The organism is Chryseobacterium sp. YIM B08800, from assembly GCF_026163565.1.
Classification (GTDB): Bacteria; Bacteroidota; Bacteroidia; order Flavobacteriales; family Weeksellaceae; genus Chryseobacterium.
This window is the reverse complement of the sequence record NZ_JAPDKN010000038.1, coordinates 74,875-89,487: the sequence shown is the minus strand read 5'-3', so window position 1 is coordinate 89,487 and position 14,613 is coordinate 74,875. Positions and strand designations below refer to the sequence as shown.

Annotated in this window: 13 protein-coding genes and 1 pseudogene; all 14 read right to left on the bottom strand. The window is 36.4% G+C overall.

What is annotated here, in order from left to right; translation table 11 throughout:
* Positions 1–399: pseudogene (locus tag OEW74_RS14710) on the bottom strand (T9SS C-terminal target domain-containing protein); the annotation flags it as partial.
* A 710-nt stretch (positions 400–1,109) separates the two neighbouring features.
* Complete coding sequence (locus tag OEW74_RS14705) at positions 1,110–2,495, bottom strand: NADH-quinone oxidoreductase subunit N (RefSeq protein ID WP_265429192.1); 1,386 nt, start codon at positions 2,493–2,495, stop codon at positions 1,110–1,112.
* 135 nt (positions 2,496–2,630) lie between these two features.
* A complete protein-coding gene (locus tag OEW74_RS14700; RefSeq protein ID WP_265429191.1) occupies positions 2,631–4,124 on the bottom strand; it encodes a complex I subunit 4 family protein in 1,494 nt (497 codons plus the stop codon).
* Positions 4,124–6,037 carry an NADH-quinone oxidoreductase subunit L gene (gene nuoL, locus OEW74_RS14695; protein WP_265429190.1) on the bottom strand — a complete coding sequence of 638 codons (1,914 nt, stop codon included), beginning with the start codon at positions 6,035–6,037 and terminating at the stop codon, positions 4,124–4,126. The genes OEW74_RS14700 and nuoL overlap by 1 nt, the downstream gene beginning before the upstream one ends.
* A 2-nt stretch (positions 6,038–6,039) precedes the next feature.
* Positions 6,040–6,369 carry an NADH-quinone oxidoreductase subunit NuoK gene (gene nuoK, locus OEW74_RS14690; protein WP_074231138.1) on the bottom strand — a complete coding sequence of 110 codons (330 nt, stop codon included), beginning with the start codon at positions 6,367–6,369 and terminating at the stop codon, positions 6,040–6,042.
* Positions 6,370–6,373: 4 nt separating this feature from the next.
* A complete protein-coding gene (locus OEW74_RS14685; protein ID WP_102979326.1) occupies positions 6,374–6,871 on the bottom strand; it encodes an NADH-quinone oxidoreductase subunit J in 498 nt (165 codons plus the stop codon).
* Complete coding sequence (locus tag OEW74_RS14680) at positions 6,871–7,428, bottom strand: NuoI/complex I 23 kDa subunit family protein (protein WP_066680251.1); 558 nt, start codon at positions 7,426–7,428, stop codon at positions 6,871–6,873. Before OEW74_RS14680 ends, OEW74_RS14685 begins: the two co-directional genes overlap by 1 nt.
* Before the next feature lie 151 nt (positions 7,429–7,579).
* Positions 7,580–8,644: an NADH-quinone oxidoreductase subunit NuoH gene (gene nuoH, locus OEW74_RS14675; RefSeq protein WP_074231136.1), complete on the bottom strand. Its 1,065-nt coding sequence runs from the start codon at positions 8,642–8,644 to the stop codon at positions 7,580–7,582.
* Between the two features lie 169 nt (positions 8,645–8,813).
* Positions 8,814–9,812, bottom strand: coding sequence for a 2Fe-2S iron-sulfur cluster-binding protein (locus tag OEW74_RS14670; protein WP_265429189.1), 999 nt, complete (start codon positions 9,810–9,812; stop codon positions 8,814–8,816).
* Positions 9,813–9,859: 47 nt separating this feature from the next.
* A complete protein-coding gene (locus OEW74_RS14665; protein WP_265429188.1) occupies positions 9,860–10,690 on the bottom strand; it encodes a hypothetical protein in 831 nt (276 codons plus the stop codon).
* Positions 10,691–10,704: 14 nt separating this feature from the next.
* Entirely contained in the window at positions 10,705–12,060 is a 1,356-nt protein-coding gene (gene nuoF / locus OEW74_RS14660; RefSeq protein ID WP_265429187.1) for an NADH-quinone oxidoreductase subunit NuoF, read from the bottom strand.
* Positions 12,061–12,162: 102 nt separating this feature from the next.
* Positions 12,163–12,672, bottom strand: coding sequence for a complex I 24 kDa subunit family protein (gene nuoE, locus OEW74_RS14655; RefSeq protein ID WP_265429186.1), 510 nt, complete (start codon positions 12,670–12,672; stop codon positions 12,163–12,165).
* Positions 12,673–12,810: 138 nt separating this feature from the next.
* Entirely contained in the window at positions 12,811–14,034 is a 1,224-nt protein-coding gene (locus OEW74_RS14650; protein ID WP_210148889.1) for an NADH-quinone oxidoreductase subunit D, read from the bottom strand.
* 76 nt (positions 14,035–14,110) lie between these two features.
* The gene (locus OEW74_RS14645; RefSeq protein WP_219243794.1) at positions 14,111–14,605 is read right to left on the bottom strand and encodes an NADH-quinone oxidoreductase subunit C; all 495 of its coding nucleotides are present in this window, start codon (positions 14,603–14,605) and stop codon (positions 14,111–14,113) included.
* Positions 14,606–14,613 lie beyond the last annotated feature (8 nt).

Sequence of the window (14,613 nt, the reverse complement as noted above, 5' to 3'; positions counted from 1 at the left end):
AGCATCTTTTTTGTCTAACCCTTTTCCTGAAAAAGAAGTTCCTGCTAAAAGAAATCCTCCTTCCTGCGTAGCAACCGTTGCCGATAAAAAGTCGTGATTTTGTCCTGAGAAATACTTTTCCCAGACTTCTTCTCCCTGTTGATTTAATTTAACAAGATGAAAATCGTAACCGTTGTTTTGATTTCCTTTACCCTGAGAAGGTAAACTTCCGGCACCCAGCTTCCCGCTTCCTGCTTGAATACTACTACCTGTTACAAGATATTGCTGATCTACTGTTGTGGTGACTTGTGAAAGAAAATCCTGAGTAGAGGATTTAATATCCTTTTGCCATACCACATCTTGAGCATAGAGTACAGCAATTGTGCATACGAAAAATGCACTCGTGTAGAGCTTTTTCATGATTTGCGTTTTTAGTTAATATTTTTTGCTAATTTAACATTTTTTAATACATATCACAAATGATTGATACAACTCTTATAAATACGTCATTTGTGATGTAAAGCTAAATTAATGTTACGACAGAACTTGACGTATTTTTTATTCTTTTAGTAGTAAAATAATGTAGATAGTTTTTGAATTTTTTTGGTACAAAATAAAGTAAGCTACTATTCTGCAGCGATTAGATGATATTTCGCAACAGACAGATTGTATTTCTCAAGTGTTATATAATTTTCCGTAACAGACAGATCTTATTCCGAAGTGGTGAGATAGTTTTACGAAACTGACAGATGATTTTTCGAAACGGACAGATGGTTTGCAAAACAGTAAGATGACATTCCGTAACAGACAGATTTTATTCCGAAGCAGACAGATGGTTTTGCAATGCTGTCAGATAACATTTCTCAACAGAAAGATTAAATTTCAGAGTGTCAATATTAGAATACGATAAGACGATTTGCTCCTTAAGAGCAAAACCTCTGTAGAAAATTATTGGAAAAAGCATGAGCTCCGTAGGAGCGAAACTTAGAAGTTGCCCATATTCCAAATTCAATTTAAATAATATTCAGAAATTATAGTTTAATTAGGAGCATACCTACAAAGATTATTAATTTCACAAAAAAACCTTCCAAAAAATTGAAAGGTTTAATTTTTAAATATCTTGATTCAAATTACAATCCGAATTGCTTTGCAAATAAATCAGGGAAAACGCCCAGTGCAATAATCGATGCAATAATGAATACTGCGACAATATTGTACGTTACCGTTACTCTTTCTGATGTTTTGAAGGTTGTTTCTTTAAAGAAAAACATTGCGATAATCAGTCTTAAATAATAGGCGATTGAGATTGCGGAACCTAAAACCGCTACAATGACCAAGAAGGTATTATTGTCTTTCGTTAAAGCCTGTGCAAATAATGAAAATTTACCCATAAAACCTGCCGTTAAAGGAATTCCTGCCATTGAAAGCAAAGAGATGGTTGCAACGGTTGCCAATAATGGTTCAGATTTAGCCAAACCTTTGAAAGCTCCGTAAGACGTTTCTCTTTTTAGTTTTTCAACCCAAATTAAACACATAAATACTCCCACTGTAGACAATGAATAAGCGAATAAATAAAACGCTAATGTATATGTTGAAAGAGCATTCATTCCGAAGAATACTAACCCGATATATCCTGCGTGCGAAACTGAAGAGTACGCCAACATTCTTTTAGCATTCGTCTGAGCAAGACCCATTGCGTTTGCCAATAGTAAAGTAATGATTAAGAATACGCCTAAAATATTGATCCATTCGTGAGTAACTCCAGAGAATCCAATTGTCATTAATCTGAATAATGCATAAAATCCTGAGATTTTTACAACACTCGCCATGAAAGCGGTGATCAATGAAGGTGAACCCTGGTAAACATCCGGGCTCCACATGTGGAAAGGTGCTAAAGCTACTTTAAATGCCATCGCACAAAGCATCAATACAACTCCAAGAATAAACATTCCGTTGGTTGGATTTACCGTGCTGAAATCATGAATTCTGTATAAATCAAATGTTCCTGTGCTTCCGTAGATAAATGCAATTCCTAATAATAAGAAACCTGTTGCAAATGCTCCCATCAGGAAATATTTCAAAGATGCTTCGTTTGATCTAAGATCTGTTTTGTTTGAGCCCGCCATTACATATAACGGAATAGACAAAATTTCAACTCCTAAGAACAAAGTCACCAAGTTTTGGTATCCGAACAATACAAAACCTCCGCACAATGCAAAAAGCATCAATGCATACAATTCTGACTGATGGTTTCTGTGATTGCTGAATGCAAAACCTCCTAGGAAGAATAAAAGCAAAGTCGTTACAATAGAAATTTTTGTAAACAAAGCTGTATTTTGTCCGTACTCATACATTAATCTGTATTTTTCGAAGAAAGACGCTTCAGGTAAAAAGCTTACATACAATGCAACGATTAACCCAAAAATCCCAATGTATCTTGCGAATTTTCCTTTTTCAAAAACTCCCGAGAATAATGCAGCAACTGCTGTCAGGAAAACAATAATTAAAACACTCATAATTTATTTTTGAGATGCGAGATAATAGATGCGAGATCAAAGATACGAGATTTGAGATGCCTCAAATTGTACTTCTAATTTCTCAATTTCTAATTTCTCAATTTTTAAATCTTTATATTTTTAAATCCTATAATCCTAATTGATCATCGATGAATACACAAACTTCAATGAACTTCCCACCATATCGATAATCGGTTGAGGGAAAATTCCTAACAAGATCACAAATACTGCAATACTTGCCAATACTGAAAATTCTACTGCCGATAAATCTTTTGCTGTGCTCAAAACCGCAGCATTACCTTCACCAAACATTGCCTTACCGTAAAATCTCAATAGATAAACTGCACAAAGAATGATCGTTAAACCAGCAATAACTGAAGCCAATACATTAAAATCAAAGATAGATTTAATAAGGATAAATTCACCAATGAAACCATTCGTCAATGGAACTCCCATTGAACCTAAAATAATCAGTAAGAACAATACCGCAAACTTAGGTGCTACTTTTGCCAAACCTCCCATTTGTCTGATGTCTCTTGTTTTGAATCTTTTGTATAAAATATCTGCACAATAGAACAAACCTGCAACGTTGATACCGTGAGCGAAAGTCTGAATTAAAGCTCCTTCAGCTCCTTCAATCGTTAAAGTTCCTCTTAAAGTAAGAACCGCTGAAGAGAAAATACCTGCAACCATTAATCCAACGTGTGAGAAAGAAGAATATGCAATAATTCTCTTCATATCAGTCTGAATGATCGCAATTAAAGCACCGTGTACAATTCCGATAATAGCAAGGATGATCACAATCTGCCCTGAAATTCCGAAAATAGCGGTCGGTGTAATTGGTAATAGATATCTGATTACTCCGTAGATTGCCATTTTCAGCATAATTCCTGATAAAAGCATTGATCCTTGAGTTGGAGAATAAGTATACGTATCGGGTTGCCAAGTGTGGAAAGGGAAAACCGGAAGTTTCACTGCAAATGCAAAGAAAATAAACCAGAATACAACAATCTGCTGCGTTTCACCCAAATCTGCATTATACAAATCTGTAAGAGCGAAAGATGCTGAATGCGTGTAAACATAGATTAAACCAGCCAACATAAACAAAGATCCTACGAAGGTATACACGAAGAATTTTGTTGTGAATTCCATTCTTTTGTTTTCCTGTCCCCAAAGAGCCGCAATAAACCAAATTGGAATAAGCGTTACTTCCCAGAAAATATAGAATAACAAACCGTCTAAAGCCGTAAATACTCCTACAAGACCAAACTGCATCAGCAAAATAAGTCCGTAGAAAGAGTTTTTGTAGCTTACGTTTTCGTTAAATGATGATAAAATAATTAGAGGCGAAAGAATATTGGTCAGCAATAAAAGAAGCAAACTCATTCCGTCAATTCCGAAATGAAGGTTACTTTTTATAAACTGCGACCAAGGATAATTGATCTCGTATTGCAAAACACTGTCAACCGTCGGTTCAAAATTGAAATCCGAAAGGATGTAAAATGTAAGCAACATCTGAATCAAAGCAATTCCCAGCGCCAAATATTTGCTGGAAGTATTCTTCCATGCAAAGGTTAATCCCGAACCTACAAGAGGTAAAAGTAATAATGTTAATAGTAAATAAGACATTATTGTAATATAAAGTTAACAATCAGTATAATTCCCACAGCCAAAGTCATGATAAGAACATAGTTCTCAACATTCCCGTTTTGAATACGCTTCATAGATTTTCCGCTGTCTTCAGCACCTTCACCTATGTAGTCTACAAAACGGTCTAAAACGCCTTTGTCAAACATTTTTCCGCCACGTCCAAGTCCTTCGAAAGTTTTTACAATTAATGCATTGTAAAGCTCATCAACATATAACTTTTTAGCAGAAAGTTTTTCCCAGCCTGTATATTCTTCTTCGGCAAGAGCCATTTTCTTTTTGTTCACATACATGTTTTTCACAATGAACCAAACCGTAAAGAACATTAAGATGGTTGCTCCCAAAAGAATCATTTCTGTATTGAAATCTACTCCCGAAAGAGTCATTTCCATTTGCTTAAAGCTTTCCGGTGTCAATACCGGTTTCAGCCATTCCATTAATTTAGCATAATGACCGTGACCGATAAAGTGTGGTAAATTAATAAAACCTCCGATTACTGAAAGAATTGCCAGAACGATTAACGGTAACGTCATATTCATCGGGCTTTCGTGTAAATGGTGTTTTTGCTCTTCTGTACCTCTGAATTCTCCGTGGAAAGTTAAATAATACAGTCTGAACATATATGCTGCGGTTGTTGCTGCTAAAATGAATAACATTACCCAGTAAATAGGGTTTTTAGCAAATGCTGCAACCAAAATTTCGTCTTTAGAGATCATCCCTGAAAGTAAAGGGAAACCTGAGATTGCCAATGTTCCAATCAGGAAAGTGATGTGCGTAATTGGAATGTATTTTTTTAAACCTCCCATAAAACGCATATCCTGCTCGTTGCTCATTGCGTGAATCACAGAACCTGCTCCTAAGAATAACAATGCTTTGAAGAAAGCGTGTGTCATTACGTGGAACATTGCGGTAGAATAAGCTCCCAAACCTAAAGCGATGAACATAAAACCAAGCTGTGAAACTGTAGAATATGCCAAAACTTTTTTGATGTCGTTCTGACGCAGTGCGTAGAAACCAGCCAAAGCTGCCGTTAAGAATCCTATTAATAAAATTCCGCCCTGAACGGTTGGAGCTAAAGTGAATAAGAAGTTTGATCTTACCACCAAATAAATACCTGCAGTAACCATCGTTGCCGCGTGAATCAATGCTGAAACAGGAGTTGGACCGGCCATCGCATCGGGTAACCAAGTATATAAAGGAACCTGCGCAGATTTACCAACAGCACCGATAAATAAACTTGCTGTGATAAAGATGATGATCGTACCGTCTAATTCAAATTTAGAAGCATTTTGTGCCACTGAAATATAATCTACAGAGTTAGTCTGAGATGCGATCATGAAAATACCGATCAATAAACCAAGGTCACCAATTCTGTTCATGATGAAAGCTTTTCTTGCTGCTTTACCATATTCTTCGTTGGTGTACCAGAATCCGATCAATAGATAAGAACAAAGACCTACACCTTCCCAACCGATGAATAAAATCATATAGTTGCTTCCCATTACCAAAAGTAACATTGAGAAGATGAAAAGATTTAAGTAAGTAAAAAACTTATAAAAACCTTTATCGTGGCTCATGTATCCGATAGAATACAGGTGAATTAAAGATCCAATCCCTGTGATAATCATCACCATCATTAATGATAACTGATCAATCTGGAAACCGAAGTTGATTTGAATTCCGTTTACTCTGAACCATTCGAATGCTTTTACAACAACCGCAGGACTTTCAGAGTCAAATTTTAAAAATAAGCTTACCGCAATACAAAAAGATGCAAAAACTGCAGCTGTTGCCAAACTTCCGACTACAATCTTTGGAAGATTTTTTCCGAAAAGTCCGTTGATAAGAAAGCCTATAAGTGGTAAAAGTACTATTGCATATATTAAATTCTCCATTCTTATCCTTTTAATTTATTAAATATACCTACATCTACAGAACGGGTGTTTCTATATAACATCGCAATAATTGCCAAACCAACCGCTACTTCGGCTGCTGCAACTACCATGATGAAGAATACCAAAAGCTGTCCGTCGCTGTTCCCGTTGTATGCCGCAAATGCAGCCAATAAAAGGTTTACAGAATTAAGCATAAGCTCTACACAACCTAAAATTACAATCGCATTTTTTCTAAGCAATACCCCACACACTCCAAGACAGAACAAAACTGAACAAAGAGTAATGAAATATTCCAGAGGGATGCTTTGCATAAATGTATTTACTTCTCCCATAATTTTATAAATCTTTTTTACCGATTAGTACCGCACCTACAATACCTGCCAAAATCAGGATGGAAGCAAGCTCAAACGGCAAAACATATTCATTAAATAAAAGTCTTCCCAGATTCTTTGTAAGACCTACACCTTTATCTACGTTTTCAACCACTACATGATTATCCTGTACTCCTCTGAAAACACCTAAAACACCAATCAAAAGAAGACCTGCTGTAAAAACTCCAACAAACTTTAAAGTATTGTTCTTCTTACTTTCGTCTTGCTTATTAAGGTTAAGCATCATTAAGATATAAAGGAAAAGTACCATGATAGCACCTGCGTAAACGATGATCTGGATGATGGCAAGGAACTGTGCATTCAGAAGAATATACATACCCGCAATAGAAAACATTGTAACAATTAATGACAAAATAGCATATAAAGGATTTTTTGCAAACACGAAGTAAACCGCACTTGACACTGCTAAAAACGCCACCAAGAAAAATAAAAACTGATCCATTATTTTACCGCATTTTTTTGTTTCTCGGATTGTCTTTCTGTGATATCAATCCTTTCATTTATTTTTTCAACTAATTTATCTTTACCATAGATGAAAGAACCTCTGTTGGTTTCTACATCTACTAATCTGTCTGTAAGATAAATTGCAGATTTCGGACAAGCTTCTTCACACATACCGCAGAAAATACATCTTAGCATATTGATTTCATATACCGATGCATATTTTTCTTCTCTGTAAAGATCTTTTTCTTCTCTGGTTCTTTCAGCAGCAGTCATTGTGATGGCTTCTGCAGGACATGCTACTGCGCACAATCCACACGCTGTACATCTTTCTCTGCCTTCTTCATCTCTTTTCAAAACATGTTGACCTCTCCAGATATCAGCTCTAGGCTTTTGTACTTCTGGATAAGAATAAACATTGGGAGCACGTTTTACAACGGTTCTCACAGCATGCTTAAAAGTAATCCCCATTCCCTTGAAAATCGCCGGTAAGTAGATTTTCTCAGAAAAGGTCATCTCTTTATTTGAAACAACTTTTGATCTGTTGGTTAATTTCATTTTTTATTGTTTAAATGTTGGAAGATGGAAGCTGGGTGATGGAAGTTATCTCATCGCTGCTTTCTCATCAGCTCATTTTCAAAATTATATTTCTTAGAATTTGACTTGGAATTATTCCATTTTCAAATTCTCAAATTATCTCATTTTCAAATTAATTACCGAAAGCAAGAATCACCGCTCCTGTAATCATAAGGTTGACCAATGCCAATGGAATTAAAGTTTTCCATCCAAGGTGCATCAACTGATCGTATCTGAATCTTGGAAGCGTCCATCTGATCCACATAAAGATCAAAATTCCGATTACCGTTTTAGATAAAAATGCTACGATACTCAAAATACCTGCTACATTTTCTCCCCAGTTTTCAGTAACCCAGTCAATTCCCGGATAGTTGTACCCTCCGAAGAAAAGCACTACCATGAAAGCATTAGAAATAAACATATTCACATATTCACCAAACATGTATAAACCTAATTTCATTGAAGAATATTCAGTTGTATATCCTGTTACCAATTCAGATTCACATTCAGGTAAATCGAAAGGGTGACGGTTGGTTTCTGCCAAAGCTGCCACAAAGAAAATTAAGAATGCCAATGGTTGGTAAAAAATATTCCAGTTCATTCCAGAACCGATAGGGATAATTCCCCAAAGTTTTCCTTCAGTTTGATTTTCAGTAATTACTTTTAAATCTAAACTTCCTGTCATCATAATGATAGAAAGTAATGCAAGACCCATCGCCAATTCGTAAGAAATCATCTGCGAAGAAGCACGGATCGCACCTAATAATGAATACTTGTTGTTGGAAGCCCAACCTCCGATCATAATTCCGTAAACTCCGATAGAAGCCATTCCGATGATGAAAAGTACACCAACATCAATGTTAGCAACTTGTAAATCATAAGAAACTCCGCCTAAGTTTAACGTTTTTCCCCAAGGAATCACCGCTCCGGTAATTAATGAAATAAACATCACCAGCGCAGGTCCCAATACGAAAAGAAACTTTTCTGCATTGGCAGGTGTAAAGTCTTCTTTAAAGAAAAATTTACCACCATCTGCAAGAGGCTGCAGTAAACCGAAAGGCCCTGATCTGTTTGGCCCGATTCTATCCTGCATAATGGCTGCAACTTTTCTTTCTGCCCAGGTTGAGTAGGCTGCGATCGTTAATGAAAGCAGGAAAAGTGCAAGTACAAGTATTAATTTAAATGTAATTAAATCCATTGTTTTATTTAAATGTTTGAAGATGGGAGCGGGGAGCTGGAAGTTTTGCAATTCGTCGCACTAACTCATCATCTTGATCAAATTTTATCTTTTAAGTTTTAATGTTTGAATTTGGATAAAAGTGTTTAGTTTTAAACTTCCATCACCCAGCTTCAAACTTCCAATCTCATTATTTTTCGTCTTTTTCGCTGATTTCTTTAGCCATTGGATTGTCTAAAACTCTCAATTCGTCTTTAGGTTTCTCGTAATGGTTTAATGAAATAACTGAATGTCTGTCGATATGTCTTGGTCCTTCGATGTTCCAATCGCTAAGGTTTTTTCTTTCGAAACGACAAGTATCACAGATAAATTCTTCAACTTCTCCCCACTGATCTTTTCTTGCAGTAACTCTTACGATTTCGTCACCTTTCATGTAAACCGTAGCTTTTCCAGAACATTTATCACATTTGCAAGAAGCGTTCATTGGCTTTGTAAACCACACTCTGCTTGCGAAACGAGCTGTTCTGTCTGTTAATGCTCCAACCGGGCACACGTCGATCACGTTTCCGATGAAGTCGTTATCTAAAGCTTTATTTAAATAAGTAGAAATTTCAGCATGATCTCCTCTAAAAAGAATTCCGTGCTCACGTTCACCTGTCAATTGATTAGCCGCTAAAACGCATCTTGCACACAAGATACAACGATTCATATTCAATTTGATATGTGGACCTAAGTCGTCTGCTTCGTATGTATTTCTTTCAAATTCAGTTCTGGTTTCAAGATTTCCGTGCTCGTACCCTAGATCCTGAAGGTGACATTCACCTGCCTGATCACAAACCGGGCAATCTAATGGGTGGTTTACCAACAAGAATTCAGTAACCGCTTTTCTACCTTCCTGAGCTTTTTCAGAAGAAAGGTTTTTCACTTCCATTCCGTCCATCACATTGGTTCTGCAGCTTGCAACCAATTTTGGCATAGGACGCGGATCTGCTTCTGAACCTTTAGAAACTTCTACCAAACATGTTCTACATCTTCCACCGCTGGTTTCCAATTTGCTGTAGTAACACATTGCTGGAGGAACAGATTTTCCACCGATTTGTCTTGCAGCTTCCAAAATAGAAGTCCCGGGCAAAACTTCAGCGGTTTGTCCGTCTATCGTTATTTTGAATTTTTTAACCTCTTCGCTCATATTCTATGCTTTTCGCTTATGCTGTTAAAAAGCTTTTAAGCTCTATATTAATTATACTTTTTTGTATTGAATGTGTAGCCGATTCCGAAATTGAATTGTGCAAACACAAAATCCTGTGAAGCTTTGTCTGGCTTGTTGTTCAGTGTAGTTTTGATGTCGGGCATATTAATGTAGCCTAACTTTCCTTCTGCCTGAAGTACAATATGTCTTAAGGCAACCACGCTTACTGCAGCTCTTGCATCCAGACCAAAACCTGCAAGATGGAATCTGTCGCTTCTTTCATTTCCCATCAGCTGAACATTAGATTTCGGCAATAATGCGCCTAAACCTGCTCCGTAACTCAAAAAAACATCAATATTTTTTTTGTCTAAAACATTGTGATATTTCTGAGCTCCAATGTTGATATAATTAAGACCGTCGGTGTGTTCGAACGTTAAAAAATCGTTTCCACTTAAGTCTACTTTACCATTATTTACCATGGCTGCATATTTAGGATCATCAATATATCCTTTAAAATCTACAGTCTGATTTTGATCCATCACATATTTCATGTGATCCATTCCGATGGTAATTCCGAAATTATCTTTCGGGAAATAGGTAATTCTATAATTTACCTGCGGAATTGTGATGTTTCCAGGATTAAAATAAGTACCCCAATCAAACTTTGTTTGTCTGTCATTGGCAACAACTTTATCCAATTGAAAATCATAACCGTCTCCTTTAAAATGAATATCTGATTTTGAATATTTTGCATTATTCCAACCCCAGAATACCATTACAGATCCTTTTTTGAAGGGATTAACTTCTTTTTTTTCTGTAGTAACCTGTCCAAAAACAAAATTCGACAACAAAAGACCTACAGCAATAAACTTTTTCAAAATTTCAACCTCTATTAATTACTTGCTGCAGCCGGAATAGGATCTGCATAATGAGCCAAACCATAATTCTGTGTCTGAGATAATTCCGGGTTTTTAATATGCCACTCGAATTCATCTCTGAAATGACGGATCGCTGCTGCAACTGGCCAAGCTGCCGCATCACCTAAAGGACAAATTGTGTTTCCTTCAATTTTTCTCTGGATATCCCAAAGCAAATCGATGTCTTCCATTTTTCCTTCTCCTTTCTCAATTTTTTTCAAAATTTTGTACATCCATCCCGTTCCTTCACGGCAAGGTGTACATTGTCCGCAACTTTCGTGATTATAAAATCTCGCTAAAGTCATGGTATGTTCTACAACGCATTGGTCTTCATCCAAAACAATAAATCCTCCTGAACCCATCATAGTTCCGGTAGCAAAACCACCATCAGCAAGAGATTCATAATTCATATATCTTGGTTCACCGTTTACGGTTTTTAATAATAAGTTTGCCGGAACAATCGGAACCGAACTTCCTCCAGGAATACAAGCCTTTAGCTTTTTACCATTTGGAATTCCACCACAATATTCATCAGAATAAATAAATTCTTCAACCGTGATGGTCATATCGATTTCATAAACTCCGGGTTTATTGATATTTCCGCAAGCAGAAATTAATTTTGTACCCGTTGAACGACCAACACCGATTTTAGCATATTCTGCACCAGTAATATCGATAATCGGAACAATTGCAGCAATAGATTCAACGTTATTTACAACCGTTGGCCTTTCCCAAAGTCCTTTTACAGCCGGGAAAGGTGGTTTTAATCTTGGGTTTCCTCTTTTTCCTTCAAGAGATTCAAGCAAAGCAGTTTCTTCACCGCAGATATAAGCTCCACCACCTCTTTGAACATATATTTCGCAATCGAAACCAGTTCCTAGGATGTTTTTACCTAAAAATCCTGCAGCTTTAGCTTCTTCAATCGCTTCTTCCAAAATATCCGGAATCCAAGAATATTCTCCACGGATGTAGATATAAGAAACATTTGAACCTAAACAGTAAGATGAGATAAGCATTCCTTCAATCAATAAATGAGGAAGAAATTCCATTAAATATCTGTCTTTGAAAGTTCCCGGTTCAGATTCATCAGCATTCACTACCAAGTGTCTTGGCACACCTTCCGGTTTTGCCAGAAAGCTCCACTTCATTCCTGTTGGGAAACCTGCACCACCACGACCACGAAGTCCGGAAGCTTTTACTTCTTCCAAAATTTCATCCGGTGTCATTTTCAAGGCTTTTTCTGCAGCTCCGTAACCTCCTTGTTTTCGGTAAGTTTCAAAGTAGCGTATTCCTTCTACGTGTGCGTCTTTAAGTAAAAGTTTTTTACTCATTTTTATTTGCTTATTGCAATCAGCTTTTGGCTTTTTGCATTAATTAGTATTAAACGTTAAGTGAATAATTTAAAATCTAAAATTTAGAATTTAAAATTTCTATTAGCCCAAATCAACTTGTCCTTCTCTGCAAAGCTCAAGGATTTCGTCAACTTTTTCTATCGTTAAATTTTCGTGAAAGAACTTTCCTAGCTGCATCATGGGTGCGTATCCGCAAGCTCCAAGACATTCAGCTGGTTTTAAAGTGAACATTCCATCTTCAGTGGTTTGTCCGTCTTTTATATTCAATTTCGTTCTGATATGGTCCAGAATTTTTTCACTTCCACGAACCATACAAGGTCCGGTTCTGCAAACTTCCAAAACATATTTACCCACCGGTTTCATATTAAACATGGTATAAAAAGTAGCAACTTCATATACTTCAATTGGTTTAATACTCAATAATTCAGCAACATAATCCATCACAGGAACGTCTAACCATCCTCCAAATTCTTTCTGCGCTAAATGTAAAACAGGAAGAAGGGCAGACTTTTGTCTTCCTTCAGGATATCTTGCGATAATTTTGTGTACCTGTTCTAAACTTTCCGGTTTAAAAGCTATTGTTTCGCTCATATTTAAAGATTTTAGATTTTAGATTTTAGATTTTAGATGAAAACCTTAGTTCTAAAAATCCTATCAATTTTGATATTAATTTATATTTAAAGAGTTTAGATTAATTTAAAATTTATAATCCAAAATCTATAATTTCTTTTATGCGTCTAATTCTCCCGCAATCACGTTCATACTACACATCGTAACGATAGCATCTGAAATTACAGAACCTGTAATCATTTCAGGATAAGCCTGATAATAAATGAAACAAGGTCTTCTGAAGTGCAGTCTGTAAGGGCTTCTTCCACCATCACTTACCAAATAGAATCCTAATTCTCCGTTTCCACCTTCTACAGCGTGATAAACTTCGCCTTTTGGTACGTCAGTTTCTCCCATTACGATTTTGAAATGGTAAATCAAGGCTTCCATTTTTTTGTAAACGTCAGCTTTTTCAGGAAGATAAAATTCTGGAACATCTGCATGGAAAGGACCTTCAGGAAGGTTTTCGTATGCTTGTTTAATGATTTTAATAGATTCCCAAACTTCTTGCTGACGAACCATGAATCGGTCGTAAGTATCACCAGAAGTTCCTACAGGAATGATAAAATCGAAATCTTCATAAGAAGAATAAGGTTGTGCTACTCTTACATCGTAATCTACACCACAAGCACGTAAATTAGGACCTGTGAAACCATAGCTTAATGCTCTTTCTGCTGAAATTGCACCTGCACCAATCGTTCTGTCCATAAATATCCTGTTTCTCTCCAATAAATTACAGAATTCCTGGAATCTTGGTGGGAATGTTTTTAAGAAATCTTTCAACAACTCATGGAATTTTGGAGTGAAATCTCTTTCAAAACCTCCGATTCTTCCCATATTGGTTGTCATTCTAGCTCCACAAATCTGCTCGTACATATCGTAAATACGCTCTCTTTCGATGAACATGTAGGTAAGACCTGTAATTGCACCTGCATCCATTCCAGTTACCCCGTTACAGATTAAGTGGTCACCGATTCTTGCCAATTCCATTAAAATAACACGCATATAATCTACACGTTTTGGAACTTTTACACCAATCAGTTTCTCTACCGTCATGTGCCATCCAAGATTGTTGATTGGCGCAGAACAGTAGTTCATACGGTCTGTAAGCGTAGTAATTTGAGCATAATTTCTTCTTTCAGAAATTTTTTCAAAAGCTCTGTGGATATAACCAACAGTTTGCTCTGCGTGAAGAATTCTTTCACCGTCCATTGTAAGAACGTTTTGAAAGATTCCGTGCGTGGCAGGGTGAGTAGGTCCCAAATTCAGGGTGTACAATTGCCCGTCAATCTGTTCGTTACTATTGTGCTGGTTAAGTATATTAGATAATGAGTTGTCTTTCATAATTTAAATGCTTTAGGCTTTAGGCTTTAGGCTTTAAGCTTATTGCTTACTGCTTACTGCTTATTGCATTATATTTTTATCTACCAAACATGGTGTCGTTCTTATCTGTTCTTGTACCATCTTCAAGACGATATTCTTTCAGCATTGGATGATAACCAAGGTCTTCCATATTCAGGATAGGTCTTAAATCTGGGTGTCCTTTAAATTTAATTCCATAAAAATCAAAAGTTTCTCTTTCCATCCAGTTGGCTCCTGCATAAAGCTCTGTTAAAGAATCTACTTCAACATTCTCTCTTGACATAAAAGCCTTTATACGGATTCTGAAATTCGTCATCATATTATGCAAGTGATACACAACGCCGATTTCTTTCTCTGGAAATTCAGGGTAATGGATTCCACAAACATCTGTAAGGAAATTAATTTCCAATGATGAATCTTTAAGATAATGAATTACTTTTTTGATGTCCTCTTTTTTAATTTCTACAGTCAGCATTCCATAAGGCTCTGAGCTGGAAATTACAGATTCCGGAAACTCTCTCGTTATCGCTTCTAATACAAATTCGTTTGTCATTTCCGTAT

Bases quoted from the DNA above. Each gene is read 5' to 3' on its own strand.
- nuoH (WP_074231136.1), bottom strand. From the start codon at position 8,644: ATGGATTTAATTACATTTAAATTAATACTTGTACTTGCACTTTTCCTG.
- OEW74_RS14670 (WP_265429189.1), bottom strand. From the start codon at position 9,812: ATGAGCGAAGAGGTTAAAAAATTCAAAATAACGATAGACGGACAAACC.
- OEW74_RS14705 (WP_265429192.1), bottom strand. From the start codon at position 2,495: ATGAGTGTTTTAATTATTGTTTTCCTGACAGCAGTTGCTGCATTATTC.
- OEW74_RS14645 (WP_219243794.1), bottom strand. From the start codon at position 14,605: ATGACAAACGAATTTGTATTAGAAGCGATAACGAGAGAGTTTCCGGAA.
- OEW74_RS14650 (WP_210148889.1), bottom strand. From the start codon at position 14,034: ATGAAAGACAACTCATTATCTAATATACTTAACCAGCACAATAGTAAC.
- OEW74_RS14685 (WP_102979326.1), bottom strand. From the start codon at position 6,871: ATGGATCAGTTTTTATTTTTCTTGGTGGCGTTTTTAGCAGTGTCAAGT.
- OEW74_RS14680 (WP_066680251.1), bottom strand. From the start codon at position 7,428: ATGAAATTAACCAACAGATCAAAAGTTGTTTCAAATAAAGAGATGACC.
- nuoK (WP_074231138.1), bottom strand. From the start codon at position 6,369: ATGGGAGAAGTAAATACATTTATGCAAAGCATCCCTCTGGAATATTTC.
- OEW74_RS14700 (WP_265429191.1), bottom strand. From the start codon at position 4,124: ATGTCTTATTTACTATTAACATTATTACTTTTACCTCTTGTAGGTTCG.
- nuoF (WP_265429187.1), bottom strand. From the start codon at position 12,060: ATGAGTAAAAAACTTTTACTTAAAGACGCACACGTAGAAGGAATACGC.
- nuoL (WP_265429190.1), bottom strand. From the start codon at position 6,037: ATGGAGAATTTAATATATGCAATAGTACTTTTACCACTTATAGGCTTT.
- nuoE (WP_265429186.1), bottom strand. From the start codon at position 12,672: ATGAGCGAAACAATAGCTTTTAAACCGGAAAGTTTAGAACAGGTACAC.